This window comes from Streptomyces spiralis, from assembly GCF_014654675.1.
GTDB lineage: Bacteria > Actinomycetota > Actinomycetes > Streptomycetales > Streptomycetaceae > Streptomyces > Streptomyces spiralis.
Genome location: NZ_BNBC01000049.1, coordinates 30,382 through 55,143, shown reverse-complemented (window position 1 = coordinate 55,143; position 24,762 = coordinate 30,382). Strand labels below are relative to the sequence as shown.

22 protein-coding genes and 4 pseudogenes are annotated in these 24,762 nt (G+C 69.7%); 11 read left to right on the top strand and 15 right to left on the bottom strand.

Annotated elements, in window-relative coordinates; all coding sequences use genetic code 11:
• Positions 1-109: 109 nt before the first annotated feature.
• From IE318_RS35740 to IE318_RS35730, 4 genes are read right to left on the bottom strand one after another with little or no spacing between them, the layout of a single operon-like run.
• Positions 110-1,501 carry an amidase gene (locus tag IE318_RS35740; protein ID WP_189907032.1) on the bottom strand — a complete coding sequence of 464 codons (1,392 nt, stop codon included), beginning with the start codon at positions 1,499-1,501 and terminating at the stop codon, positions 110-112.
• A 20-nt stretch (positions 1,502-1,521) separates the two neighbouring features.
• Positions 1,522-1,653: a hypothetical protein gene (locus IE318_RS46205; RefSeq protein WP_268256768.1), complete on the bottom strand. Its 132-nt coding sequence runs from the start codon at positions 1,651-1,653 to the stop codon at positions 1,522-1,524.
• A complete protein-coding gene (locus IE318_RS35735; RefSeq protein WP_189907030.1) occupies positions 1,650-2,939 on the bottom strand; it encodes an MFS transporter in 1,290 nt (429 codons plus the stop codon). Before IE318_RS35735 ends, IE318_RS46205 begins: the two co-directional genes overlap by 4 nt.
• On the bottom strand, positions 2,936-4,132 hold the full coding sequence (locus IE318_RS35730; protein ID WP_189907028.1) for a dipeptidase: 1,197 nt from the start codon (positions 4,130-4,132) through the stop codon (positions 2,936-2,938). The genes IE318_RS35735 and IE318_RS35730 overlap by 4 nt, the downstream gene beginning before the upstream one ends.
• Positions 4,133-4,774: 642 nt before the next feature.
• On the opposite strand from IE318_RS35730, the gene IE318_RS35725 reads away from it, so the two are divergent.
• Both IE318_RS35725 and IE318_RS35720 read left to right on the top strand, forming a co-directional pair.
• A complete protein-coding gene (locus tag IE318_RS35725) occupies positions 4,775-5,185 on the top strand; it encodes an alpha/beta fold hydrolase (protein ID WP_229903969.1) in 411 nt (136 codons plus the stop codon).
• On the top strand, positions 5,182-6,231 hold the full coding sequence (locus tag IE318_RS35720; RefSeq protein ID WP_189907023.1) for an oxidoreductase: 1,050 nt from the start codon (positions 5,182-5,184) through the stop codon (positions 6,229-6,231). Before IE318_RS35725 ends, IE318_RS35720 begins: the two co-directional genes overlap by 4 nt.
• Positions 6,232-6,236: 5 nt before the next feature.
• On the opposite strand, the gene IE318_RS35715 is transcribed toward IE318_RS35720, so the two are convergent.
• The 5 genes and pseudogenes from IE318_RS35715 to IE318_RS35700 form a co-directional block, all read right to left on the bottom strand.
• On the bottom strand, positions 6,237-7,010 hold the full coding sequence (locus tag IE318_RS35715) for an IclR family transcriptional regulator (RefSeq protein WP_189907021.1): 774 nt from the start codon (positions 7,008-7,010) through the stop codon (positions 6,237-6,239).
• Positions 7,011-7,241: 231 nt separating this feature from the next.
• Positions 7,242-7,439, bottom strand: a pseudogene (locus IE318_RS46895) (IS701 family transposase); the annotation flags it as partial.
• Positions 7,440-7,464: 25 nt separating this feature from the next.
• A pseudogene (locus IE318_RS35710) lies at positions 7,465-7,640 on the bottom strand (IS630 family transposase); the annotation flags it as partial.
• A gap of 78 nt (positions 7,641-7,718) precedes the next feature.
• Complete coding sequence (gene yczE / locus IE318_RS35705) at positions 7,719-8,351, bottom strand: membrane protein YczE (RefSeq protein ID WP_444546220.1); 633 nt, start codon at positions 8,349-8,351, stop codon at positions 7,719-7,721.
• A complete protein-coding gene (locus IE318_RS35700) occupies positions 8,338-8,925 on the bottom strand; it encodes a TetR/AcrR family transcriptional regulator (RefSeq protein WP_189907017.1) in 588 nt (195 codons plus the stop codon). The genes yczE and IE318_RS35700 overlap by 14 nt, the downstream gene beginning before the upstream one ends.
• Positions 8,926-9,100: 175 nt before the next feature.
• Here IE318_RS35700 and IE318_RS35695 point away from each other — a divergent pair, with 175 nt between their 5' ends.
• Entirely contained in the window at positions 9,101-9,322 is a 222-nt protein-coding gene (locus IE318_RS35695) for a hypothetical protein (protein WP_189907071.1), read from the top strand.
• Positions 9,323-9,379: 57 nt separating this feature from the next.
• Here IE318_RS35695 and IE318_RS35690 read toward each other — a convergent pair whose 3' ends face one another.
• Positions 9,380-9,832, bottom strand: a complete 453-nt coding sequence (locus tag IE318_RS35690) for a MarR family winged helix-turn-helix transcriptional regulator (RefSeq protein ID WP_189907016.1) — start codon at positions 9,830-9,832, stop codon at positions 9,380-9,382.
• A gap of 217 nt (positions 9,833-10,049) precedes the next feature.
• Between IE318_RS35690 and IE318_RS35685 the strand changes: the two genes are divergently transcribed.
• The 4 genes and pseudogenes from IE318_RS35685 to IE318_RS35670 all read left to right on the top strand — a co-directional run bounded on the left by IE318_RS35685 (position 10,050) and on the right by IE318_RS35670 (position 13,257).
• Positions 10,050-11,033 (top strand): amidohydrolase family protein, encoded by a 984-nt coding sequence (locus IE318_RS35685; RefSeq protein ID WP_189907014.1) that lies wholly within the window; start codon positions 10,050-10,052, stop codon positions 11,031-11,033.
• A 75-nt stretch (positions 11,034-11,108) separates the two neighbouring features.
• Complete coding sequence (locus tag IE318_RS35680) at positions 11,109-11,825, top strand: SDR family NAD(P)-dependent oxidoreductase (RefSeq protein WP_189907012.1); 717 nt, start codon at positions 11,109-11,111, stop codon at positions 11,823-11,825.
• Positions 11,826-12,045: 220 nt separating this feature from the next.
• Positions 12,046-12,483 (top strand): annotated as a pseudogene (locus tag IE318_RS35675) (transposase); the annotation flags it as partial.
• A 156-nt stretch (positions 12,484-12,639) separates the two neighbouring features.
• On the top strand, positions 12,640-13,257 hold the full coding sequence (locus IE318_RS35670) for a hypothetical protein (protein WP_189907010.1): 618 nt from the start codon (positions 12,640-12,642) through the stop codon (positions 13,255-13,257).
• A gap of 195 nt (positions 13,258-13,452) precedes the next feature.
• On the opposite strand, the gene IE318_RS35665 is transcribed toward IE318_RS35670, so the two are convergent.
• Positions 13,453-14,529 carry a methyltransferase domain-containing protein gene (locus tag IE318_RS35665; RefSeq protein WP_229903967.1) on the bottom strand — a complete coding sequence of 359 codons (1,077 nt, stop codon included), beginning with the start codon at positions 14,527-14,529 and terminating at the stop codon, positions 13,453-13,455.
• A gap of 246 nt (positions 14,530-14,775) precedes the next feature.
• Here IE318_RS35665 and IE318_RS35660 point away from each other — a divergent pair.
• Positions 14,776-15,060, top strand: a pseudogene (locus IE318_RS35660) (transposase); the annotation flags it as partial.
• Between the two features lie 181 nt (positions 15,061-15,241).
• Here the strand turns inward: IE318_RS35660 and IE318_RS35655 are convergent.
• From IE318_RS35655 to IE318_RS35640, 4 genes are all read right to left on the bottom strand, one after another.
• A complete protein-coding gene (locus IE318_RS35655) occupies positions 15,242-17,575 on the bottom strand; it encodes a 2-dehydropantoate 2-reductase (RefSeq protein ID WP_189907008.1) in 2,334 nt (777 codons plus the stop codon).
• Entirely contained in the window at positions 17,572-18,489 is a 918-nt protein-coding gene (locus tag IE318_RS35650) for an SDR family NAD(P)-dependent oxidoreductase (protein ID WP_189907006.1), read from the bottom strand. Before IE318_RS35650 ends, IE318_RS35655 begins: the two co-directional genes overlap by 4 nt.
• Positions 18,489-19,748, bottom strand: a complete 1,260-nt coding sequence (locus IE318_RS35645) for an MFS transporter (protein ID WP_189907061.1) — start codon at positions 19,746-19,748, stop codon at positions 18,489-18,491. The genes IE318_RS35650 and IE318_RS35645 overlap by 1 nt, the downstream gene beginning before the upstream one ends.
• Positions 19,749-20,206: 458 nt before the next feature.
• Positions 20,207-21,109, bottom strand: coding sequence for a polysaccharide deacetylase family protein (locus IE318_RS35640; protein ID WP_189907004.1), 903 nt, complete (start codon positions 21,107-21,109; stop codon positions 20,207-20,209).
• A 151-nt stretch (positions 21,110-21,260) separates the two neighbouring features.
• On the opposite strand from IE318_RS35640, the gene IE318_RS35635 reads away from it, so the two are divergent.
• From IE318_RS35635 to IE318_RS35625, 3 genes are all read left to right on the top strand, one after another.
• On the top strand, positions 21,261-22,328 hold the full coding sequence (locus IE318_RS35635; protein WP_189907002.1) for an Lrp/AsnC family transcriptional regulator: 1,068 nt from the start codon (positions 21,261-21,263) through the stop codon (positions 22,326-22,328).
• Positions 22,329-22,908: 580 nt separating this feature from the next.
• The gene (locus IE318_RS35630) at positions 22,909-23,640 is read left to right on the top strand and encodes a GntR family transcriptional regulator (protein WP_189907000.1); all 732 of its coding nucleotides are present in this window, start codon (positions 22,909-22,911) and stop codon (positions 23,638-23,640) included.
• A 20-nt stretch (positions 23,641-23,660) separates the two neighbouring features.
• Positions 23,661-24,665 (top strand): ADP-ribosylglycohydrolase family protein, encoded by a 1,005-nt coding sequence (locus IE318_RS35625; RefSeq protein ID WP_229903966.1) that lies wholly within the window; start codon positions 23,661-23,663, stop codon positions 24,663-24,665.
• Positions 24,666-24,762: the final 97 nt, after the last annotated feature.

The following is a 24,762-nucleotide window of genomic DNA, read 5'->3' as shown; positions in this document are numbered from 1 at the left end:
GCACTTCGGCACCTGTGGCGGGGCATCGGCGATCCGCTCGCCGGCGGTCAGGAGCCGAGGCCGCCCCCGGCAGCACGACTACGCATCTGTTCGGACGCAGCGGCACTGCTCACATGCTGACCGGCTTGAGGTCCTCCCCCATCCAGCGGGCGATCGCGACGGTGCGGGCGTCCGTGCCGGGTTGGCCCATGACCTGCAGGCCGAAGGGCAGGCCGTCGACGGCCATGAGCGGCACGTTCACCGCGGGTGCGCCCAGGAGCGAGCTCGGGAAGTTGAAGCCGGGATCCCCGGTGGGCCAGCGGACCGGTGGTTCGCCGGGCACGTCCCCGGACCAGATCGGCGCCGGCCCGCTCGAGGTGGGGAGCAGGACGGCATCGGCACGGGCGCCCAGCAGCGCGTAGGCGGCTGTGAGATCGGCACGCGCGCGGAGCGCCTCCTCGTAGCCTTCGGCCCCAAGCCGCGCGGCGGTGTCGAAGAAGAATCGCTTGACCCGGTCGCTGAAGTCATCGGGGCGATCCGCCGCGAGGTCGCGGAACGCCCACGCGTGCTCCCAGGCGAGGATTCCGCTGCCGATCTCTGTCGCCCCGACCAGGGCCTGTTCGAAGCGCTCGACCACGGCGTCGTCGCTGCGGCGCAGCACCGTCACGCCTGCGGCCTCGACCTGGGCGACGACCTGTTCGAATGCGCGCAGACTCGACGGTTCCAGCCGCCCCCAGGCCTCGGTCTCGATCAGTGCGATCGTGCCGGGCACCCGGGCGGGTGGGGGCGTGGCAGGGCCGTGGAGGGCGGGTCTGCCCGGGTCGCCGCCCGCGCGTGAAGCGATGGCGACGGCGACCAGCCACATGTCCTGCGCGGATCCGGCGTGCACGCCGTGGGTGGTCATGCTGGCGGTCTGGCGCTCGCCGCGGTTGATGGCGCCCTGGGAGGGTTTGAGTCCCCAGACGCCGTTGAAGCTCGCCGGGCGCATCAGCGAGCCGCCGGTCTGGGTCGCGATCGCCGCCGGGACCATGCGAGCGCCGACGGCGGCGCCGGATCCCGACGAGGAGCCGCCCGGGGTGCGCCGGGGGTCGAACGGGTTGGTCGTGGGGCTCGGCTCCGGGCCGCCCAGCTCAGTGGTCACCGTCTTGCCCAGGATGACCGCGCCGGCTTGGCGTAGTGCCCACACTGCGGCGTTGTCGCGCTTGGGGAAGTTGCCTGCGAAGGCGGCGCAGCCCATCTGGGTGGGCATGTCGCGGGTCTCCAGCAGGTCCTTGATCCCGATCGGCATGCCGTCGACGGGCGAGAGTGGCTCGCCTCGGCGCCAGCGCTCGGTGCTGGCGTCTGCCTGCTCGCGCGCTCCTTCCTCGTTGAGCACCACCCAGGCCCGCACGACGGGTTCGCGCTCGGTGATCGTGGCCAGGCACCGCTCGAGGTAGTCGCGCGGGGAGTCGGTGCCGTCCTTGAAGGCCGCGGTCGCGCTGTGGTAGCGCAGGGGCTCGAAGGTTGCGGGGTCGTAGGTCAACTGTTCTCTCCTCGCTGGTGTCATACCGGGTGGATGGCGCGCATGCGGGCAAAGACTTCTGCCGTGTCCGTGGAGCCGACGGCCTTGTCCGGGTGGTCGGTGAAGGTCTGGCCGAGGGACTCGGCGGCGAGGCGGTCCTTCACCGCCGTCATCGCAGCGCCTCCTCCACGGCCTGCGCCCGCGCGTGTGTGCGGGTCTCCGGGAGCGCCACCACCAGGACGACGAGCGCGACGACCGCGAGTGCGGTGATGTACCCACCCGGCGCGAGCCGGCCGTACCACCTGGTCAGCAGTGCGCCGAGGATCGGGGCGGTGCCGCCGAAGATCGCGTAGGCGACGTTGTAGGCCAGTGCCGTGCTGGTGGCCCGGATCCGGGCGGTGACGAGCTCCACCGCGACCACTGTGGAGCCCACCGTGACCAGTGCCGCGGGGATCACGAGGATGATCTGGGTGGCCAGCGTGCTCGCCAAGGTGTCCCCGCCCGCCATCAGGTAGGCGGGCAGCGAGCCGACGACGGCGACGCCGACGCCGACGACCAGCACTGGTTTGCGCCCGACCCGGTCGGCGGCGATCCCGGCCGGGAGGCACAGCACCGCGCACACCAGCAGGGCCACCCCACCGGAGACGAGCGCCGTGTCGGCGGAGACGCCACCGGTCGTCGTCAGGTAAGTGGGGAGGTAGCCGAGCAGGTTGTGCACCACGACCGCGAGCAGGGCGAACATCGTGAACAACAGCAGGAAGACCCGCCAGTTGCGGAAGGTGTCGCGGATCGGCCGCGACGCCCTCTCCCCCGCTGACTCCAGCTCCTGGAAGGTCTGTGTCTCGTCCAGCTTGAGCCGCATGTAGAGCCCGACGAGCGCCATCAGCCCGCCCGCGAGGAACGCCAGCCGCCAGCTCCAGTCCTCGTAGGCCGACTGGGAGATCAGCCGCAGTGCCAGCAGTGCGAAGGAGGCCAACGCCGAGCCGACGTAGGTCGCGCTGCCGACGGCGCTGAGCCACGTCCCGCGTCGACCGGGTGGGGCCTGCTCCATGACGTACGACGCGGCACTCGTGTACTCGGCCCCCATCGAGATCCCCTGCGCCAGCCGGCAGATCAGCAGCAGGATCGGGGCGAGGACGCCCACCGACCCGTACGTCGGCAGCACCGCGATCGCCGCGGTGGAGACGGCCATGATCAGCACGACGGTCGACAGCGCCGTGCGCCGGCCGAGCCGGTCGCCGATGCTGCCGAAGATCGCGGCGCCCAGCGGGCGCACCACGAAGGCGAGACCGTAGACGGCGAGTGAGGACAGGATCGCGAGCGTGGGATCACCCGCTGGGAAGAAGTGCTTCGCGATGATGGTCGCCGAGGCGCCGTAGACGACGAAGTCGTAGGACTCGACGCCGTGACCGACCATCGCGGCGGGCAGGACCCGGCTGCGCTTCAGGGGCCCGCTCACCAGATCCTCTCCAGTACCCGCAGGACGTTGCCGCCGATCACGGCGGCGATCTCGTCGTCCGGATAACCGTGCTTGACCAACCAACCGGTGATGTTGCGGAAGCACTCCCCCGGGTTCTCCAGCCCGGCGACCGCCTCGACCGGTTCGAACTCGGGCCCCGAGCGGATGGTGTCCTCGACGCCCCACTTCTGGCTCATCACGTGGTGCATGTCGAGGTGGTTGCCGAAGAAGGTGTCCGGCCCGAAGGCGACGTGCTCGATCCCGACCAGGTCCACGCAGTACCGGAAGTGGTCCATCACGGAGTCGATGCCGTGGGCACGGTGCTCGGTGCTCACGGTCGTGTAGGGGGCGGCCTCGATCCCGATGACGCCGCCGGACTCGGCGCAGGCGCGGATCACCTCGTCGGGCTTCATCCGCGGGGTGTCCCACACCGCCCGTGCCCCGGCGTGAGTGATGAGGACCGGGCGCTCGCTCGCCTCGATCACCTCCAGCGCGGTCCGGTCTGCGGAGTGGGACACGTCGATGGCCATGCCGAGTTGGTTCATCCGGCGGACGGCCTTGCGGCCGAGCCCGGTGAGCCCGCCGTCGCCCTTCTCCCGCAGGCCGCTGCCGAGAGCGTTGGCGTCGCTGTACGTGACTCCGATCTGCCGCACCCCGAGCCCGTAGAGGACGTCGAGCCGGTCGATCTCGTTCTCGATCAGGGCCGCGCCCTCCAGACCCGCCACGACGGCGAGGCGCCCTTCGGCGTGGGCGCGGCGGATGTCGTCGACGGACTCAGCGCGGATCACGAAGTCCTGGTGGGCGAAGTCGCAGAACCGCATCCCGAGGTCGGTGATGACGTCGTCCCACTTCCAGCCGTTGCGGGACTCGCACGCCCCCCAGCCCAGGTTGTCGAACACCGCGTCGAGCCCGGAGCGGCTCAGCCCCTCGTAGCCGTAGGCCAGCCGCGCTCCGCGGCTCCAGTCCAGCAGCTCGGTCCGCGCGTGGCGGGGCAGCTTCACCGGGTGGTCGTGCAGCGAAACCACCACGTTCTCGGCGAGCAGTCGCTCGGTGCGTGCCGTCTCCTCGTCGGTCAGGCCGAGGTCGTACGCCGGGAGCCGGTCGATGTCCGGTGAGGGCTCGAACTCGTCGTAGTCCGTTCCGGCCTGTAGGTAGGAGAAGGACTGGTATCCGCTGTAACGGGTGGGTGGCATCGGTGGTCTCGCCTCCGGGACACTGGCAACTGTTCATCATTGCGGCACAGCGATGCCACTTTGCGGCACGATTTCTTTCCCCGTCAACCGCCCTGCCGTTACGGAAGACGTCAACATGAAGATCGTCCTGGGCGGCGACACCGCCCTCGCCCGACCGCCGACGGCACACCCCCGACGCACCTGCCCTGATCGGCGACGGCGCGATCGCGGATCTCGAGGCACCGCTCGCGGACAGTGATCACCGACCGGGAAGGAGATGACGATCAGGCTCCCTACCTGGACCGCTGACCCGTTGCGAGCCCTGGGGATCGGCGGCGTCCCGCTCGCCACCAACCAGGCCCTCGATCACGGCACCGAGGGTCTGCCCAGCAGCCTGGACGCCCTCGGCCTCACCGGGTCCGGCACGCCGGGGGCCGGAACTCGCCGAGGCGGATGCGGGGGTGGCCGTCGAGGCGGCGGGCGAGCGGCTCGCGGCGCTCGGCTTCTGCGCGACGCCCCCGCCGGGCGCCGGCGCGACGGCGAGCCGCTTCGGGGCGGTTACGCAGATGCCCCCCGCCGACGGTTGACACCCCCGCAGCCCGCGCCTAATGTGCCGCTATTCGATACGCTGTGCACTAACGCGATACACGTGATGAGGTGGCCATGATCAGCGCCGAGGAGTCCGTCCGCACGGTGTCCCGCGCCGAGGACACGACGATCCACTACACCGGAGACGGCCCGGCGGACGGGCCCACCTGGGTGTACATCCACGGCTCGGGATGCCGCCGGACGGACTTCGCCCCCGTCGCCACGTTCCTGCCCCCCGGCGACCGGGTCATCTCCGTGGACCTCCCCGGGCACGGCGACTCCACGAGCGCACGCACCGACTGGACGATGGCGGAGTTCGCCCGAGACGCCACCGCGGTGCTCGGCGCCGAGTCGGCCGCCCGGTGCGTCGCCGTCGGGCACTCGATGGGCGGCGCCGTTGCCCTCGAGCCGGGCAGCCACCACTTCCTCCTCGAGAAGCCTGCCGGGACCGCCGAGTTCCTCGTGGCCGCCAGGAGGACTGCATGACGGTGTGGACGCCGCTGCGCCTGCGGGACGTGACGCTGCCCAACCGGGTGTGGCTCTCCCCCATGTGCCAGTACTCCGCGGGCGCCGACGGCACCCCGACCGACTGGCACCTCGCCCATTACGGCGCCCGGGCGGCGGGTGGCCTCGGCATGGTGATGGTCGAGTGCACTGCCGTCGCGCCGGACATGCGCACCACCGCCCGTGACCTCGGTCTCTGGAGCGAGCAACAGGTCGCCGGCCACCGCAGGCTCGTGCAGGTGATCGAGACCGCCGGGTCGGTGCCTGCGCTCCAGCTCGGCGTCGCCGGCCGGAAGAGCTCGCACGGCGTGCCATGGGACAACGCCGGGACGCGCAGCGCGGTCGCACCGGAGGATGGCGGGTGGCAGCCCTTGGCCCCGTCGGCGGTGCCCTTCGCCGGGCTCGCCGTCCCTCGCGAGATGACGTCCGCGGACGGGACGAGGGTGCTCGAGGACCTGGACCGGGCGTCGCGGAACGCCCATCGCGCCGGGTACCGACTGCTGGAACTGCACGGCGCCAACGGCTATCTGTTCCACCAGTTCCTGTCGCCGCTGGCCAACCGCCGCACCGACGAGTGGGGCGGGGATCTGCAGGCCCGTCTGCGGTTCCCGCTGGAGATGGTGCGCGCTCTGCGCTCCGGATGGCCGCAGGACAAGCCACTGGTCGTACGACTGCCCGCCGAGGACCTGCTCGCGGGCGGGCTCACCACCGAAGACATGACCCTCGTCGCCAAGCAACTGGGGGCGAACGGCGCCGACATGGTGGACCTGTCCTCCGGCGGGCTGGTCCCCGAGGCCGGACGCTTGTCCGAGCCGTTGCACAACGCCCGGTACGGCCCGCTGTTCCGGACGGCCGGGGTGTTCGTCGCCGCGTCCGGGGCGGTCTGCGAAACCACCCGCCTCGGCGAGGCGGTGCCCGGGCTCGTGGACGCCGTGCTCGTGGGTCGTGCGTTGTTGCGGGATCCCTACTGGGCCCTGCGCGATCGAGGATCCGAGTTCTGGCCCCGGCAGTACCACCGGGCCTTCTGAGCTCCTCAGGCCGAGGAGATCAGCTCACTGAGCTCCTCGGCCGCCGACATCGTCAGCCGGGCCAGCCGAGCCTCGTCCGCAGGCGCGAAACGCATCTCCGGGATCGCCAGGGTCAGACCGGCGAAAGGACGCCCCGCCGCGTTGCGCACCGCCGCGCCGAGGGAGGTCACATGCGGACGGAACCACGCGGACCCGTTGAGCGCGTATCCCCGCTCGGCTGTGCGGGCGATCTCCGCACGCAGCTCGCGGGCGGTCGGGATGGGCTCGGGGAAGCTCTCGACCGGCTTCCTCAGCACCTCGTCGACCTCCGCCGGGGCCAGCCCCGCGAGGATCGCCAGGCCCGTGGACGACGCCCGCAACGGCACCCGGCTGCCGACCTCGACGAACACCCGGACCGCGTGGGTGCTGTCCTCGCGGGCGATGACGACGATGTCGTCGCCGTCCCGCAGCGAGAAGTGCACGGTCTCGTCCGTCTCCGCCGCGAGCCGCTTGACCACCGGCCGGGCGAGGTCGCGCAGGTCCTGCTCGCCGGTACCGCGCAGTCCGATGGTGAGCGCCTTCATCGTCACGCCCCACCGGGTGCGGTCGGGGTCGATGATCCGCAACCACCCCGCCTGCTGCAGAGTGACGAGGCAACGCTGCACAGAGCTCTTGGGCATAGCCGTTACCCGTGCGAGTTCGGAGACCCCGATGGGCTGGCGAGCGGCGACCTCCTCCAGGACACGAAGGGTGCTCAACGCGCTGCTCAAAGGCCGCACACTGCCGGCCGGCTTCTCCATCGCCGTCACATCCGCGCTTTCATCAGTGCCGATCAGGGCCCAGAGCGTAGCATTTGCGGCACGGCCGTCCCGCATCTAGGAACAGGCCCGCTTGGCCCGATATAGTGCACAGCGTATCGCTAAACGACACAGGAGTACTACTCCAGTCAGATTTCGTGTCCTGAGCTGGCTCTTTTTCGATAGTGGCAGCGCGGGCTGTGGCTTTGTGGCGTCCGCGCCAGCGGGACCAGCTCAGGGCATGGTGGCGTCTGCCCTGGTGGGGGCGGGGATGTGGCAGGAGAGTGTCCAGCAGGCGCCTGATCTCTGCCACGGTGAGCGGGGCGAGGGCTGATCCGTTTCTGCTGCCCCCCTTGCGTCACCGTCTGCCTGGGCGGCGAGGGTGGTCAGGAAGGCGTGGGCGAGCATGGCCAGGGCGATGTGTCGATACCACGGCCATCACCCAGCGGTGGTGGGTGTGCGGCTGCAGGCCGAAGGCCGCCAGATCCGCGACACGGTCGACTGCGACAGGCCCATCTCCTTGGCCATCGCCCGCGTCGACCAGTGCGTGGCGTCCTTCGGCGTGCTCTCCAGCGTTCTGCTGACCACTGCGGCGACCTGCTCGTCCGTGACCGTCCTGGGCCCAGAGCAACGCCTGCTGGCCTATGAAGATGCGTTTCATTGCGGCAGTTGCCGCTGTTCTGTGCGCCGGTCGCCCTACGGAATGCCCATTCAGGTTTGCGCGGAGTCCTCGCCGTTGACGAAGTGCCCTTTTGCGCGCAGCGTCAGTCTCGGCAGGGTGTATCCGACCAGGGGCCCGATGCCTGTGGCGAAAACCACGGTGGCCAGGCCCACGTGGCCGCCGAGTAGCCAGCCGACGACGAGCACTGTCACCTCGATCCCGGCCCGGGCTGCGATCAGCGGTACGCCGAGTTGCGTAAGCCCGGTCATCAGCCCGTCGCGCGGTCCGGGTCCCCACCCGGCCCCGACATACAGTCCTGTGGCTATGGCGACGCCGGCCACGGCCATCGCAAGGAAGACCACACGCACGCCCCACTGGTCCGGCGCGGGGATCCAGGCGATCCCCAGGTCCAGAAATGGGCCCACCAGCACTGCGTTCGCTGCCGTGCCTACGCCGGGGCGCTGGCGCAGTGGGCCCCACAGGGCCAGAAGAGCCAGCGAGATGACGATGGTGGTCTGTCCGAGGGAGAGCCCGGTGATCTGCGAGAGGCCTTGAGTGAACACGGTCCACGGATCGGTTCCGAGGTCGGCTTTTACCAGCAGCGCGAGGCTCATCCCGTACAGGGCCAAGCCCAGTACGAGCCGTGTCGACCTCTGCCCCGGGCGGTCCTTAAGACTGGTCATGGTTCCGGGAGGCAGCCGTGATGAGTATTGCTGCCGCGCGCGCCGCAGTTGCCGTGGACTCGGTGGCCCGGTCCGGCCCATGCACGAGGACTCTCGCGGCGACTCCGTCGATCAGGAGCAGCAGTTGCGAGGCGAGTTCGCCCGGTGAGTCGCATCCGGCCTCCTCACACAGGTCATGCAGCAGCTCCAGGAGCCACTGCTTCTCGGCCCGTACGGCAGCGGCCACCACATCGTCGGCCGCGGACTCTGCGGCCGCGTTGAGGAAGGCGCAACCGCGGTGACCTGAATGCCCGTACCAGGATGTGAGCCAGGTGAACAGGGCGTTCAGGCGCGGCGCTCCGGCGGCTTCACCCGACAAGTGCGCGGCGAGGTCCGCCGCGATTCGTTGCTGCCGTGCTTCGAGAGCTCCGGCCGCGAGGGCCGACTTGGAGGAGAAGTGTGCGTACACCGTTGGTTTGGTCACCCCGGCCGCTCTGGCGACGGCGTCGATGTTCGTGTTCGCGATGCCCCGCTCGTAGAAAACCTGCTCGGCTGCGGCCAGCAGACGGGCGCGGGAGGTTGTGTTCCGCTGCATAGATTTAACTTACCAGACAGTTAAATTAAGACCTCCATGGAGCGCTTTCGGTGGCCGCTTCGCCCCCACCCGCCTCTGTCGCCGCCCAAACTGTGCTCGGCCCCTCATTTGCGCTGGTCATGACTTCCCCCCTCCGCCCAGGCGTGATGTCCGCGGGTGGTCTGTGGTGGCTGCGATGTTGGAGGAAGGGCTGCCCTACGAGGGGCGATCTGGCGGCACTGACCGCAAGACCCTTACCAACGCCCGTGACGCCCTGGCGCTCGCCGTGGCCGAGGAGGAGGACGATGACCAGGTGCTCCGCGAGGGCAGCGCAGATCGCCCGCTGGTCGTTCGCTTCCAGGCGGGCCGGTACGACCGTGCGTCGGTGCGCGCCGCAGTGCGCGCCCGCTTCGTCTAACAAGTCCGTCGTGAAGACCGACGACATCAGCTGACTGCGTGCGCTGACAGGGCTTGATCAGTAAGGGCGCGTGCCGCCGCGGATCCGGCCGATGAGTTGCGACTCGACGCGTCGGAGCGTGGCGATCGTCGCGTCCGCCTCAGCGGCATCAGGGAAGACCTCGGCCAGGAGGCCGCTCCAGACGTCCTCGAGACGCCTCAGGTTTTCAGCAGCCTTCGGAGTCGGATACAGGCGTACCCGCCTGGCATCTTCCGAGTCGGCTTCGCGACGCACCAGGCCTTTCTGTTCAAGTTTGCGCAGCGCCCGGCTGAAGTTGCTGGAGATCAGCTGGGTGGCTTCGGCCGCCTGCGTCGCCGTGACGCCCGGCTGATGGTCGATGAAGCGCATGACCGCCGCTTCGAGTGGCGTCCACGCCTCTGCCGGGTCCGCCTTGGCTGCGTGAAGGTGTCGACTGACCGCCAGGATCAGATCGGCGAGCTCGAACAGTCGGGCCTTCTGTTTCTCATCCACATCAGCAGTATATTTTACCTGTCAGATGATAGCTATCATCTGACAGGTAACTCGCGAGGCGCGCTCCCGCCCTAGGAGCCGCACAACACGATCGAAGGTCGACTACGTCGTTGCGCATGTAAGGGCCAGGCCTGCCGAAGCTCTGTCGCTGGCAGCTCCCCGACTTCTCAGTCAGCGCACAAGCGTGTGCGCGCGGAACACAGAAGGAGTACTGAACATGCCCCTCGTCGCCATCGAAGAACATTGGATGCTGCCGGAGCTGACCTCCGCGCTCAAAGCCGTGTCCCATCCGGATGAGAGTCTCCTCTTCAACGAGCGCGGTGACCTCGGCCGGCGACTTGAAGACCTGGACGCCAACCGGATCGCCACCATGGACGCCCAGGGAATCGACCTGGCCGTACTCGCCCTTACTCCGCCGGGGACCCAGGCCCTGCCGGCCGAGGAGGCGATTGCACTCAGCCGCCTCGCCAATGACACCGCCGCCGAAGCGGCCCGTACCCACCCGACCCGCTTCTCCTCCCTGTCGACCATGCCGCTGTCGTCCCCGCGGCATGTCGCCGCCGAGCTGGAACGTGCCGCACAGCAAGGCCATGTGGGCACCATGGTCTACGGCCGCACCGGCGACCGGTTCCTCGACGACCCCGCCTACGACGACTTCTTCGCTGCTGCCGCCGGCCTCGGTCAGCCGGTCTTCATTCACCCGCAGATCCCGTCCGACGCGCTGCGTGCCGCCGCCTACCGAGGTTTCGACCCCACGACGGAACTCGGGTTGGCCACCTTCGGCTGGGGCTGGCACGTGGAGGCGGCGACTGCGGCACTGCGCCTCATCCTGCGCGGCACCTTCGATCGCCATCCCGACCTGCAGATCGTGCTGGGCCACTGGGGTGAACTGCTTCCCTTCTGGCTCGACCGCGCCGACAGTCTCGCCCGCCTTGCCGGGCTCCGGCGGTCGGTCTCGGACTACATCCGCACCAACGTCTTCCTGACGACGTCGGGGATGCTCAACCCGGCCCTGCTGCAGCATGCACTGACCGTGACGACCGTCGACCGGCTGATCTTCTCTACTGACTACCCCTTCCAGCAGCCCACCCGAGCAGAGATCGACACGTTCTTCGAGCACTTCGCCACCGACGCCGACCGGCACAAGGTCCGCTCGGCCAACGCCGCGGCCCTCTTCGGAGTCGATCCCCTCACACCCTGACCCAAGACCAGCGCAGCAGAAGCCGGCCCCGCGCCCCTCACCTCAAGCCGCACCACAACAAGGAGAACATGCGACATGTCGCAGTCCGTCATTGATGAGCACACCACCCGGACCGCCCTGATCGTCGGAGCCTCCCGAGGACTCGGATGTGCTATGGCGGCCGAACTCGCCGAGCGCGGGTGGTCGGTCATCGGCACCGTTCGCGGCAGCGCCGGCACCCCGCTGCACGACCTCGCCGACCACCGCCCCGAACGCGTCCGCGTCGAACACCTCGACATCACCAAACCCGAGGAACTCATGCCTCTGCACGAGCGTCTGACCGGAGTGCAACTCGACGTCCTGTTCGTCAACGCGGGCACCACCAACAACGAAATGACCCCCATAGGGGCCGTCCCCACCCAGGATTTCATCGACGTCATGGTGACCAACGCGCTCAGCCCCATGCGCGTCATCGAAGCCCTTGACGACCTGGTGACGCCCACTGGTTTGATCGGCGTCATGTCCTCGGGACAGGGAAGCATCACCAACAACACCAACGGGCTGCGCGAGGTCTACCGCGGTAGCAAAGCAGCCTTGAACATGTTCATGCGCAGCTATGCCGCCCGCCAGACCGACGCCGACCGCTCCCTGCTGCTCATGGCCCCGGGCTGGATCCGCACGGCACTCGGCGGCGACGATGCCCCCTACTCCGTGGAAGAGAGCACCCCACTCCTGGTGGACGTGTTGCTCGCACACCTCGACAGCAAGGGCCTGGCATTCCTTGATCGGAACGGCGGACATGTCCCCTGGTGAGGGCAAAACCCACCTTGCTCGGCAGGCCGGCCGTCGTACCTCCGTCATCGGCTTCCACTCCGGCGGTCGTCGACGCCCTGGGCAACGGCGTCGCGGGACTCGTCATCGCGGGACTTTGACGTGCTCCCTGGCCTAAAGTCCAGGGATTCCGGCCTGGATCGTCTGACCCTTCCGGGGGCTTCCTGCTTCACCGCGCTATGCGGGCACGGGTGCCCGTCACGCCACGCCGAAGTCCGCCCAGCCCGGCGCGAAGAAGGCCATCCAGGACATCTACAACGCCGAGGACCGCGACCACGCCGAGGCGGCGATCACCACGTTCGCCAAGCTCTACGGCGCGAAGTTCCCCAGGGCCGTCAAGAAGATTATCGATGACCAGGAGCAACTGCTGGCGTTCTTCGACTTTCCGGCCGAGCACTGGATCCACCTGCGGACCACGAACCCCATTGAGTCGACCTTCTCCACCGTCCGGCTGCGGACCAGGGTCACCCGCGGCGCCGGCTCCCGCACCGCCACCCTGGTCATGGTCTTCAAGCTCGTCGAGTCTGCCCAGCAGAGGTGGCGGGCCGTGAACGCACCCCACCTCGTCGCCCTCGTCCGCGCCGGAGACCGCTTTGAAAACGGCCTCCTCATGGAACGCTCCGAGACGGTCGCGGCGTGAGCACCATCGTGGCCCAGGGCGTCAGCACCAGGCGGCTGGACCTGCTGCCGCTTCACACCGGCCAAGCGGAGGAGATGGACACGGTGCTGTCCGACCGGGCCCTGCACACCTTCAGCGGCATAGAGTCTCCCACCGAAGGTTTTCGTGGTGAGGGGAATGATGAGCGCCTTCAGGGAGATCGTCGGGGGACTCCGCGAGTTTGCGCCCTGGCAGGTGCAGCTCTTCGCTACGGGGTGCGGACAGCGACTTCTACCCGTGGCTGATGCTTGTGCCTCCGAACGGACGGCACGGCTGTACTTGCAGGGTTTGGACGTTGCCTGGTCGGCCGCGAGCGCAGCGCAGCGGGAGGAGCTTGCTAAAACGCTCGACCAAGTGCCGGAGATGTCCGCCCAGAGCTCTGGCGAGATCGGGTACTGGGCACTGCGATCCGTGCTCGTGCTCACCTACTCCCTGCGGGCGGATCTCGGCGAGAACCCGGCGAAACATGGTCGGGGAGCCTGCAGTGGCGCTCTGGAACTGCACGAGACCATCGATGACACACTGACCCATCCGGAACCGACCGGAACACGGATCATCAACCCCAGGGACATCCCCCCACCAGGGCCATGGGAGAACAGGGAGATCACGGCCGAACGCGCCACACTCGCGGTGCTGCGCGCCTCAACTACCAGGGAAGCCGCTGTGGCAGAAGTCCGCTCCTTGTCCACCGATCACGCGCACGCTCTGAGGGCGGTCATCCCGGACTTCCTCCGGGCAGGTGCCTGGACCGGCTGAAGCACCTTCCACAACTCGTGACAATTACTCGGCGGTGTGCCGCGGACAGCCTGCATGTGCCTCAAGGTCGGCGCGTTCGGGGCCCTTAGCGAGTCCTCCAGGTAAGGCATTCATCTGGGGTTGGATCGAGGAGCCGCAGGGCGTGCGGCCCGATCAGGATGTCCTCGGCATGAGCAGGCCACCGGCGTTCCGCGGTCAGACGCGAGCCTCGTAGACGACGTTGAACGGGGTTTGTGCCGCCCGGCGGAAACAGGTCAGGCCAGCCTCCCACGCGACCTGGCGGGTGCGCTCCTCGCCCGCTTGGGCGCCCAAAGCGCGGCCGACCTCCTGGGACTGCGATGCCGGTGTGCAGATCAGGGTCGAGGCGCCGTAGAACGCGCGGCCCAGCGGGGTGAGGTTCTCCTCCAGCCGGTCGCCCGCCAACGGCTCCACGAGCATGATGCTGCCACCGTCGGTCAGCTGCTCCCGGCTGTGCGCCAAGGCGCCGACCGGGTCGCCCATGTCGTGCAGGCAGTCGAAGAACGCGATCAGTTCGTACGGCCCGCCACCGAAGTCCTTGGCACCGGCCACCTCGAACGAGACCCGGCCCTTGACACCGATCTCCGCGGCCAGCTCCCGGGCCGCGTCAACGGACGGCCCGTGATTGTCGAAGCCGGTCACCAGCGCGCCCGGGAACGCCTTGCCGATCATCACGGTGGAGTGGCCCAGTCCACAGCCCACGTCGGCCGCCCTGCCGCCGGTGCGAAGCTTCTCCACCACGCCGGTCAGCGCCGGCAGCCACTCGTCCACCAGATGCGCGGCGTAGCTCGGACGGAAGAAGCGGGCCGTCCCTGCGAACAAGTCCGGGTGGTGTTCGTGCCAGCCGACGCCGTGGCCGTCCCGAAAGGCGCGCTCCAGCCGCTCCCGTTCCTCGGCCGAGCCGCAGGACAGGAACGACTGGTACCCGCCCAGCGCGAAGACCGGGCTGTTCTCGTCGGCGAAGACGGCACTCTGTTCCGGTGCCATACGGAAGCGGTCACCGCCCTCATAGGTCAGGTATCCGCTGGCGGCCATCGCGGACAGCCATTCGCGGACGTTGCGCTCGGTGGTCCGGGTGCGCTCCGCGAGCTGCCCCGGGGTGACGGCTTCGCCGTCCACGAGGGCCCGGAAGAGCCCCAGCCTCTCCCCGAGCAAGACCAGGGGCGCCGCCGCGACCGCGCCCAGATCGGTCACGACCTTCCCGAGCAGTTCGTCCAACTTTGCTTCGTCCAGGATGCTCATGTCGACCGACACGAACACACCTCCGATCGATCCGGCCGGACCCACAGTTTGTGGCGGAGGGAGCCTCTCGCGCCGTTCGTGCGAATGACGCTACCTCGGGCCCATGGGAGACAGTCGCGCAAAACACCGCAGATCGCGGGCGGGCAAGCAACGCGTTGACCCTCCACACCCGGTACGCGGGACCCCCGAACCGGAGTGACCCCTCCGGTGTGTTCTCCGCGTCTCACGATCACCCTGGGCGGCATCGCGGCCGCACCCCTGGCCGCCGTTGTCCGAGGCTTCGCCGAACCCGTGACGCCTTGCGCAGGAAACGCCGACGGGCTCTCGCGCTGGATCCTCGAGGTTCGCTCAGCCGATCTGCCCCATCTGCACGCCTTCACCCGGGGCCTGGACCGAGACCGCGACGCCGTGGACGCCGCACTCACACATCCGCACAGCAACGGCCCCACCGAAGGTGTCTACACCAAGACCCAGCGAATCGCGCGCCAGATGCACGGCCGAGCAGGCTTCTCCCTCCTCCGCCACCGCATCCTCCTCGGATAGCGCCACCCTCCATCACCACCGAATGTGAAACAGGGCCGAACGATTTACAGTCCCCTTCGTGGACAGATGGCGATCGTGCCTTCGCCGGTGCCGTCCGCTTTGGCCTGCACCGGCATGCGCGCCGTCTGTGACAAGCGCGCATGCCGGATCGGGGGTGTCCGCGCATGCCGGTCCGGAAATGTCATGCACCGGCGAACGCGGCGAGGACGCCCGCAGCCAGTGCGGAACGCTCGACCATTCCGCTCAGCGTCACGTGCTCGCTGCGGGCGTGGGCGCCGCCGCCTACCGCTCCGAGTCCGTCGAGTACCGGAGTGCCCGCGGCGAGGATGAAGTTTCCGTCGCTGGCACCGCCCACTGCGGTCTCCCGCAGGTCGAGACCGAGCGGCGCGGCGCAGTCGCGGGCGACGGCGAAGAGTCGGCCGACGCCCTCCGTGCGCTCGAAGACCGGGCGGTTCCAGCCGCCGTCCAGTTTCAGGGTCGTCCGGGGGTCGACCGGGACGAGGGCGGCTAGCGCGGCGTCGACCCGATCGCGTTCGGCGGCGGTCGCGACCCGGACGTCCAGGTGTGCCACCGCCTCACCGGCGGTGACGTTGCTGCGGGTGCCGCCGCGCAACACACCGACATTGACTGTCGTCCCGGCCGCCGGGGCGGCGATCCCCTCCAGTGCGAGCACCTGCCGGGCCATCTCGTTGACCGCGCTCGCGCCACGCATCGGGTCGAGGCCGGCGTGCGCCTCCTCGCCCCGCACGGTCAGGGAGAACAGTCCCACGCCTTTGCGGGTCGTCTTCACCGCGCCGTCGGCGCTCGCCTCGAAGACGAGTGCCGCCCTGGACGCCCCTGCCTCGGCCACGATGACCTCGTTGGATGCCTGGCTGCCTGTCTCCTCGTCCCCGTTGAGCAGCAACGTGCACGCCGGAACCGGCAGATCCAGCTCCCTGAGTGCGCGCAGCGCCCACACCGCCTGGACCAACCCCGCCTTCATGTCGAAAACCCCAGGGCCACTGATGCGGTCGTCCTCGCGCCGGTACGGCCAGTCGTGGAGTGTGCCGGTGCTCCAGACGGTGTCGTAGTGGGCGACGAGCAGCACAGGGGAGGCGGCCGACGGGCCTGTGCCGGCGTAGCGGCGGATCAGGATGTCCCCGGCGCCGTCACGCGGGAGTAGTTCCTCGCTCTCGGGGGCGCCGAGCGAGGCGTCGAGCCAGCCGCGCAACCAGTCGAGGCAGGCGGCCAGGCACTCCTTGTTGTCACTAGGGCTTTCCAGAGACGTGTAGGCGGCCAAATCGTCGGCCATCGCCTCACGGTGAACATCCAGCCAGTCGCGCACGGCGACAGCGTGTGCGTCGGTTAGCGCCGGGCCGATGGGCAGGTCCCCGAGTCTCTTGTCGTCTTCCGCCGGGATGTCGATCATTTTCGCCGGGATGGCCGTGACGCCGACAGGTGACACAGCCGCGCTGCGCCCGTCGCTGTTGTCCTTCCCGGCCGTTGTGTGCTCTCCTGCGGCCTTGGCCAGAGCATCGAGGGCGTCCAGCCGGGCCTCGGACATCCCCGATGGGTCGCGTTCCAGTGCCCGCAGGCCCTCCAGTACGGCGCTGAGCACCGGGGTGTCCAGCTCGGCCCGGCGCGAGCGCTCGATGACGGGCTCGTAGTGCGTGGTCACCTCCACCGGACGACGGCGTACGGCCAGGTCCCGCCAGATGCCGCTGCGGTCCTTGGGCTGAGTGCGCAGCCAGGCGGTCAGCCGGTCGCAGGCGGCGTCGCGCGCCACCGGGTCGCCGGGCCGGAACGCGGGCGCGTCATAGGCGTCGAACGGTTCCAGCCGTATCCCCGCCGTGTCGGCCACGGCGTACACCTCGGCGGCCAGGGCGTACATGGCGGCGCGGTGACGGTCGATCAGTTCCGCCATGGGTGCGTCGGCGAGCGCGGTCGCGGAGAGCATTGCGCCGAAGGCGGCCTTGGCCCATAGATAGCCTTCGACGTTGTCGGAGGCCTGCGCGGGTCCCCATGCCTGGAGGTCGGCGACGAGGTCGCGCACCCGTTCGGACACGGGTGCGCCGCCCGGCTCGCCGATGATGAAGGCTCCCGGACCTCCGTCGCGCACCACTCCGGGCGTGACGACGTCGGCGAAGATGTTGACGAACGCGGCCATGGTTCGTTCCGTGCCGACGTGCTGTCCGATCAGTTCTTCGTTGAAGCCGTTCTGTACCGAGACGACGTAGCCGTCCGGGGTCAGACGCGGCGCGATCCAGCGCATGGCCGCCTCTGTCGCCTGCGCCTTGACGCTGAGCAGCACCCGCCGCAGCGGCGGTCCCTGGTAGTCCTCGGGCGTCGCCGCGTCGAGGCGGACGCTCTCGCGTTCCTCGCCGCGCAGGATGGTCAGTCCGTCGGCGCGGATGGCGGCCACGTGGTCGGCGTCGGTGTCGATGACGGTCACCGGGTGTCCGGCCGCCGCGAGACGGTGGGCGAGAGTGCCGCCGATCGCTCCGGCGCCGACGACGGCGTATGCGTCGCCCTTCATGTGGTGGGTCCCTTCGTGCTGTTCGGGAGCGTGCCCGGGGTGTGGTGGAGAGGGGCGGGGAAGGCCGCCGCACTCCCGCTGGCGCCGGCGCCCGTTGCGATGTCCGTAGTGGTACTGGTGTCCGTGTCCGCTGCCCGCGTGCCGGTACGGTCCGCCGCAGGAGCATCCGGCGGCCACAGACGCGGCAGGTGTGCCGCTCCGGCGCTGCTGCCGCCATCCACCCGAAGGATCTCTCCGGTCACCCAGGACGCCTCCGGCCCGGCGATCCACAGCACCGCGCGCGCAATGTCGGCAGGGGTACCCGGGCGTCCGAGGGGGTTTCCGGAGACGGCCGTGGCATAGGCGTCGGCCACCGGGTTGCAGACGCTGTCCACCGCGACGAAGCCGGGGCTGACGGCGTTGACGCGGATGCCGAGCGGCCCGAATTCGAGCGCCGCCGCGCGGGTGGCCATCTCCAGCGCCGCCTTGGAGGCGGCGTACGGGCCACCGCCGGGCCGAGCGCGCAGGGCGGCGCCTGAGGAGATGTTGACCACCGAGGCGGGCCGCCCGGCCGCGGCCGCAAGGCGGACCAGTTCTGCCGTCGCAAGGACCGGGGCGCGGGTATTGAGTGCGAAGACGCGGTCCCAGCCGGCGGCCGTGACGTCGATCATGTCCAGCGATGGGTAGATGCCCGCAGCGTTCACCAGGACGTCCACCGGCCCGTGCGTTCGCCAGGAGTCGCCGACGGCGGCCGCCGGGCCGTCGGTGTCACACAGGTCGACGACGTGGTGCCGCGCACCGAGGGCGTCGGCGACCGCCGCGAGCCGATCGGCGTCGACGTCCACCAGCGTCAGCTGTGCTCCCGCCTGTGTGAAGTGCTCGGCGACGGCCCGTCCTATGCCGCTCGCGGCGCCTGTGACGACTGCGTGCGTCATCAGGAGAACTCCTTGTCCTTCGTCTCGGGCATGGTCAGGTAAACGGCCAGGGAGAGCAGTGCGGCACCGGAGACGTACAGCCAGAGCTTGTCGGCGTGCCCGGACTCGCTCATCCAGGTCGTGACGTAGGGGGCGGTACCGCCGAAGGCGGCGACGGCCAGCGCGTACGGCAGCGCGATGCCGGTGGCCCGCACCTCCGGCGGGAACTGCTCGGCCATGATCACGGCGCAGTTGGCGGAGTAGCCGAGGATCAGCAGCATGCCGACGAGCTGGACGAGGAGCAGCACGACGAAGCTGCCGTTCAGGAAGTGGAGCATCGGCCAGGCCAGGACGACGAAGCCGAGCGCGAAGCCGGCCATGGTGGGCTTGCGGCCCAGCCGGTCGGAGAGCAGACCCGCGAAGGGCAGCAGCACCATGAAGACGATCAGACACAGCGTCTGGGACAGCAGCGCCTTGTCCAACGAGATGCCCGTGGTGAGGTTGGCGTACGTCGGAAGGTAGCTGACCCAGATGTAGTACGTCAGCGTGCCCGCGACCGTGATGCCGGCGACGCGCAGCGCAGCGGCGGGGTGCTCGCGGAACATGGCCGTGAGCGGGTTCTTCGGCGCCTTGCCGCCGGCCTTGGCCTCGGTGAACGAGGCGGTGTCCTCGACGCTGACCCGCAGCCACAGCCCGAGCAGGCCGAGCAGGCCGCCGGCGGCGAAGGCGACGCGCCACCCCCAGCTGTGCAGGGCGTCCTCGCCGAGCAGCGAGGTGAATATGGTGCCGAGCAGGGAGGCGATCAGTGTGCCGCCCGCGACGGACACCTGCTGCCAGGACCCGGCGAAGGCCCGCCGACCGGACGCGGCCGACTCCACCAGGAACGCCGAGGACGAGCCGAACTCGCCGCCGGCGGAGAAGCCTTGGACGAGCCTGGCGATCAGCAGGATCAGCGGCGCGGCGATGCCGATCGTGTCGTAGCCGGGGGTGAAGGCGATCAGGAAGCCGGCGCCTGCCATCAGTCCGATGGTGAGGGTCAACCCCTTCTTGCGGCCCTTGCGGTCGGCGTACGCACCCAGGACGGCGGCTCCCACCGGCCGCATCACGAAGCCGACGGCGAAAATGGCGAGCGTGGAGAGCAGGGCGGCGGCGCCGTCGCCCTGTGGGAAGAACACCCCGGCAATGATCTTGGCGAAGATGGAGTAGAGCGCCCAGTCGACCCACTCGACGGTGTTGCCCACAGTGCCGGCCAAGATGGCCTTGCGCTGAGCGGGCGTCATTCTGCGGGACGGTTCGGTGTGGGATGCGGTGATGGCGGTCCTCACGAGGAGGTTCCTCGCTTCCTAAAACAGGGGACAGTTCGGACTGCGGCGTGCGGAGCTGACTTCGGGAAGAGTGCGCGGTGTCGTCCTGCGGGACTGACCAGCCCCCGGGAGGGGGCTGCGGGTGCGTTGTTCTGCGTCGCCGCTTAGCCCTCGCGGGTGCGGCGGTCATCGGCTCGATGGGTGGGCGAGCGCGGCAGAAGGCGGCAAACCGGCGTGATCTGCAGGTGCGGTGCGCGGATGCGCCTCCGCGAAGTGACGCCCTGGTGCGGACGTGCGAGAAGGTGGCCGGTTACGCGAACGTGGGTGCTGTCGCGCTGGCTCCAGTAGGGATGCCCGGTGGTACGGAATCCCGGTACGGGTAGGACGGCGGGTCTGTGGGACCGTCCGTCACGGGGCCGCGGAGGGCTCGGCGGTCAGTTTTGGTCGTGCTGGGCGCGGCAGTACTCGGCGATGTCGCGATGGGTGGCGAGCCACACCCCGTCGTGTCCCGCGATGTGCGCCAGCAGCTCGTCCAGCACGGTCAGGCGCGAGCGGTGCCCGATGATGTGCGGGTGCAGCGTCAGCTGGAACAGGCCGCCCGCCGCGTAGGCGGCAGCGAACTCGTCCTGCCAGATCCGCAGCACGTCCCGCGGCGCGATGTAGGGGCGCAAGGACCCGAAGCGCTCCATCATGAAGTACGGCGCGTCGTCGCGGATCCACTCCACCGGAATCTCCACCACACCCGTCGCTTCGCCGTCCTCGACCAGCTCGTACGGCTCGTCGTCGGCCATCAGCGAGGAGTCGTAGAGCAGCCCCATCTCCCGGGTGATCGACAGAGTGTGGGCAGAGAAGTCCCAGCTGGGAGTACGGATACCGACGGGACGCACCCCGCTGATCTGCTCCAGGGTGTCGGCCGCGCGCAGCTGGAGCTCACGTTCGCTCTCCGCGCCGAGCTGCGTGTTGCGTTCGTGGATCCAGCCGTGGATGGCCAGCTCATGCCCGGCCTTCGTGTAGGACCTGGCCTCCTGCGGGCGCAGCAGCGCGCAGACCGCGGGCATGAAGAAGCTCGCGGGGATGCGGTGGCGTTCCAGCATGTCCAGGATCTTCGGCACGGCCACGCGCGCTCCGTACTCGCCCTGGGCCAGCTTCGCCGGGCTCGTCTGTCCGTCGCGCAGGGCGGGCGTCTCGTGGTCGGAGTCGAAGGACACGGCCACGGCGCACCGCGCTCCGCCCGGCCAGGTCTTCGGCGCCAGGGAACGGCCGGCCCGCACCCGCTCGACGTGACCGCGCCAGATGCGTTCGTCCCACTCCCACGGTTGCTGTTCGCTGTGCGTCATCGAGATGCGGCCTTTCCGTGAGAGAGCTGTGCTCCGGGCCAGGGCGCGGCCACGCGCCATGTCGGTCACCTCCGCTCTTGTGTTGCGGGGGTGAGGTGGTCAATAGTGGCCGTCTCCCATTCAGCCAGCCCGAAAATCGATGGAAATCACCATGGGAAGCGCCAATGTGAAGGATTTCGCCGCCGAGCTCGACGAGACGGACCTGGCGATCACCCACGCCCTCCAGATCGCACCTCGCGCCTCATGGACCACGGTGGGCGACGTACTGGGACTCAGCGCGGTAACGGTCGCCCGCCGCTGGAGCCGGATCTCACAGCGGGGAACGGCCTGGGTGACGGCCACGGGCAGCCCCGCTTTGTGGCGATCCCTGTGCAACGCCTTCATCGACGTCGACTGCGACCCCGCCGAACGCGGCCGGGTCGCCCTGGCCCTGGCCCGTGACCCCCGGACGAAGTCCGTGATGGAACTGGCCAGCGGGCGCGACATCCACGTCAACGCCATCACCCGAGACCTGCCCAGTCTCTCCCGCTTCGTCCTGGACCACGTGAGCGGCCTGCCCGGCGTCGTCCGGCTCAACACACAGGTCACCACACGCATCCTGGCAGCCGGCAACGACTGGCGGTTGGACGCGCTGACCCGCGCGCAGCAGTCGCGCCTGCAGTCCCTGACCGACGAGACCCCACCGCGCACGACCGTCCCCGGCCCGCTGGACACGCAGGACCGGGAGCTGCTGTTCGCCCTCGCGGTGGACGGCCGGCTGCCCGTCACCGACCTGGCCGAGCACCTCGGCTCGAGCCACACCGCGGTGCGGCGCCGCCTGACCCGGCTGGAGCGGACGGGCGCGGTGGCCTTCCGCAGCGAGGTGGCCCAGCACATCACGGGATGGCCGGTGACGTCCCTACTCTGGGCACGCGTCCCGGTCAGCCGACGCCAGCAGGTCTGCGAGCGGCTGGGAAGGATGCCGGACGTGCGGCTGCTGACCGCAACGAGCGGAGAAACGAACGTCCTGCTCTCCGCGTGGCTGCACTCCGTCGACAGCGTCCTCGACCTGGAGGACCGCATCAGCGCGGAGTGCCCGGAGCTGGAGATCGCCGACCACGGAATCGTCCTGCGCACAGTGAAGCGACAGGGCTGGATCCTCGACAGCCTGGGACGCCGCACAGAGTGCGTCCCCATCGACCCCTGGTGCGACCTCCCGGAGGACTCCACCTGCGCCTGAGGACCTCCACGGGGTGCCTGTGCCGCTCGAAGACGCGATTCGGTGCTGTGAGCTGTGAAGCAGCCTTTCGGTCAGGCAGCGTGGCGGTCCTCCTCATGGAACAGGCCGACGAGGACGGGCTGTCGTCGAATCCGGTGGACATGGGTGACGGTAGCCAGGGCGGACGGTTCGGCGCCGCTGTCCAGTTGCCGACGGAGAGATCGTTAAGCAGGCCGCCGCATGTATATGCGTGTCCGACCCCTGCAAATACGCAAACACGGTGAGGGCCCGAGGATCAGGGCGAGGTCGTGGCTCGCGCGCTGGTTGTGTGGCGTCAACGTGTTCCTGCGTGACGGCGACACCATCTACCGCACCTGCCACACCAACCCGTGGATGGCCCGGCCGTGGTTGCAGGGGCGGCTGCTCGGTCAAGCATCAGCCCGCCTCGCGCTGCGGCTTTGCGAGGTTGAGGCGTTCGCCACCGACGGACTCAGTCCGGTACGGATCGAGGTCGAGGACACACGCGACGCCCCGTCAGCGCCACAACTGTCCGTCGGCCACCTCTGGACACACCCCGAGAATGGGTGTACAGGTACTGTACATGTCTATCGGAGCACATAAGCGGTCCCGCATCGTCGAGACTCTCGCCCGGGCCATCCGCAGCGGTGAGCTCAAGCCGGGCGACCAACTGGACGGCGAGAACGAGCTCGCCCGACGCTTCGCCGTCTCGCGCGGGACGATCCGCCAAGCACTCCAGGAACTCCAGCAGCGCAACCTCATCGCGACCCGCTCGGGCATCGGCTCGTTCGTGACCTTCGACGGGGTGGCCCTGGACCAGTCGCTCGGCTGGGCGCGCGCCCTGCGCAGCGCTGGGAGCGACATCACCACCGAGGTCCTCGACATCGCTTCTGTCCCCTGGGACACGACGGCGCTGCCGCCCGAGGCGCTGACGGACGCGGCCCTGGCCGCCGACCACGCCGTCCGGGTCCGCAGGATCCGCAGGCTCCCCGACGGCACCGCCGTCTCCTACGAGTCGTCGTTCCTGCCCGCCACCGGGATTCTCGCCGACCTGCCCGTCACGGGCCTGATCGACGGATCGATCTGGGCGACGCTGCAGCGGGCCGGGATACGTCCGGTCAGCGGGAGCCAGCAGGTGCGGCTCGTCCCGCTCGACGCCGACGACGCCCGCATCCTGGACCGCCCCGAGGGGTGTGCGTTCCTGGGCACCGCCCGCACGTCGTTCGGTGCGGACGGCGGGTTCGTCGAGCACGTGGCGGCGCTCCTGGACCCGGATCACTTCCGTATCGTCATCAATTTTGGAGGCACACTGTGACGAGGCCGAGCCTCGAGACCGTGACTGACCGAGCCACCGCCGCCCTCGTCGGTCTGGCCATCGGCGACGCGCTGGGGATGCCCACGCAGTCGATGAGCCGCGAGCGGATCGCCACCACCTACGGCCGCATCACCGGGCTGCGCGACGCTGTGGCCGACCAGCCCATCGCGCCGTCGATGCGGGCCGGGTCGGTCACGGACGACACCGAGCAGGCGGTCCTCGTCGCCCGGCTGCTGATCGCCGGGGGCGGTCATATCGCACCGGCCGAATTCGCCGATGCGCTGGCGGCCTGGGAGAAGGGCATGGCGGACCGCGGGTCGCTCGATCTGCTCGGTCCCTCGACCAAGGCCGCGATCTCGGCCATCCAGGCTGGCGCCGGGCCGCAGGACGACCCCGGCGGCCGGGGCACCACGAACGGGGCCGCGATGCGCATCACCCCGGTCGGCATCGCCTTCCCGAGCACGGGCGGGTCGCTGGCCGAGGCCGTCGTCGAAGCGTCGCGGCTCACGCACAACACCGGTCTCGGGCTGAGCGCGGCCGCGGCGGTCGCGGCCGCCGTCTCCGGCGCCCTGGACGACCCAGGCCTGTCGGTACTCGACGGCGCCCGCTCCGCGGCTGACGCCGCCGCGCCGCTCGAGCGCGTCGGCAACTGGGTCGCCGGCGGCTCCGTCTCCGCCCGCATTCGGTGGGCGGTCAAGCTGGTCGCCGGCCTTCCGGAGGCCGATGTGCTCGACGCCCTTTACGAGATTGTCGGCACGTCGGTCGCCTCGCAGGAATCCGTGCCCGCCGCGTTTGCACTGGCCACACGCTTCGCGGACGACCCCTTCCACGCCCTGTGCCTCGCGGCACAGGTCGGCGGCGACACCGACACGATCGCGGCGATCGCCGGCGCGATCCTCGGCGCGCACCACGGAATGGCCGCGTGGCCCAGCGACGTTGTCGGCCAGGTCCTGACCGTCAACGACCTGAAGCCGGAACCCCTCGTCGAAGGCCTGCTCGGCCTTCGACACGAACGGCTCCGCTGACTCCGCCCAGGTCCCGCCGGGCCGGGCAAGACCCGGCGGACCCGAACAACGCCCCACACGGGCGACGGCGCCCAGTTCGACCCTCGACGCCGCGCTC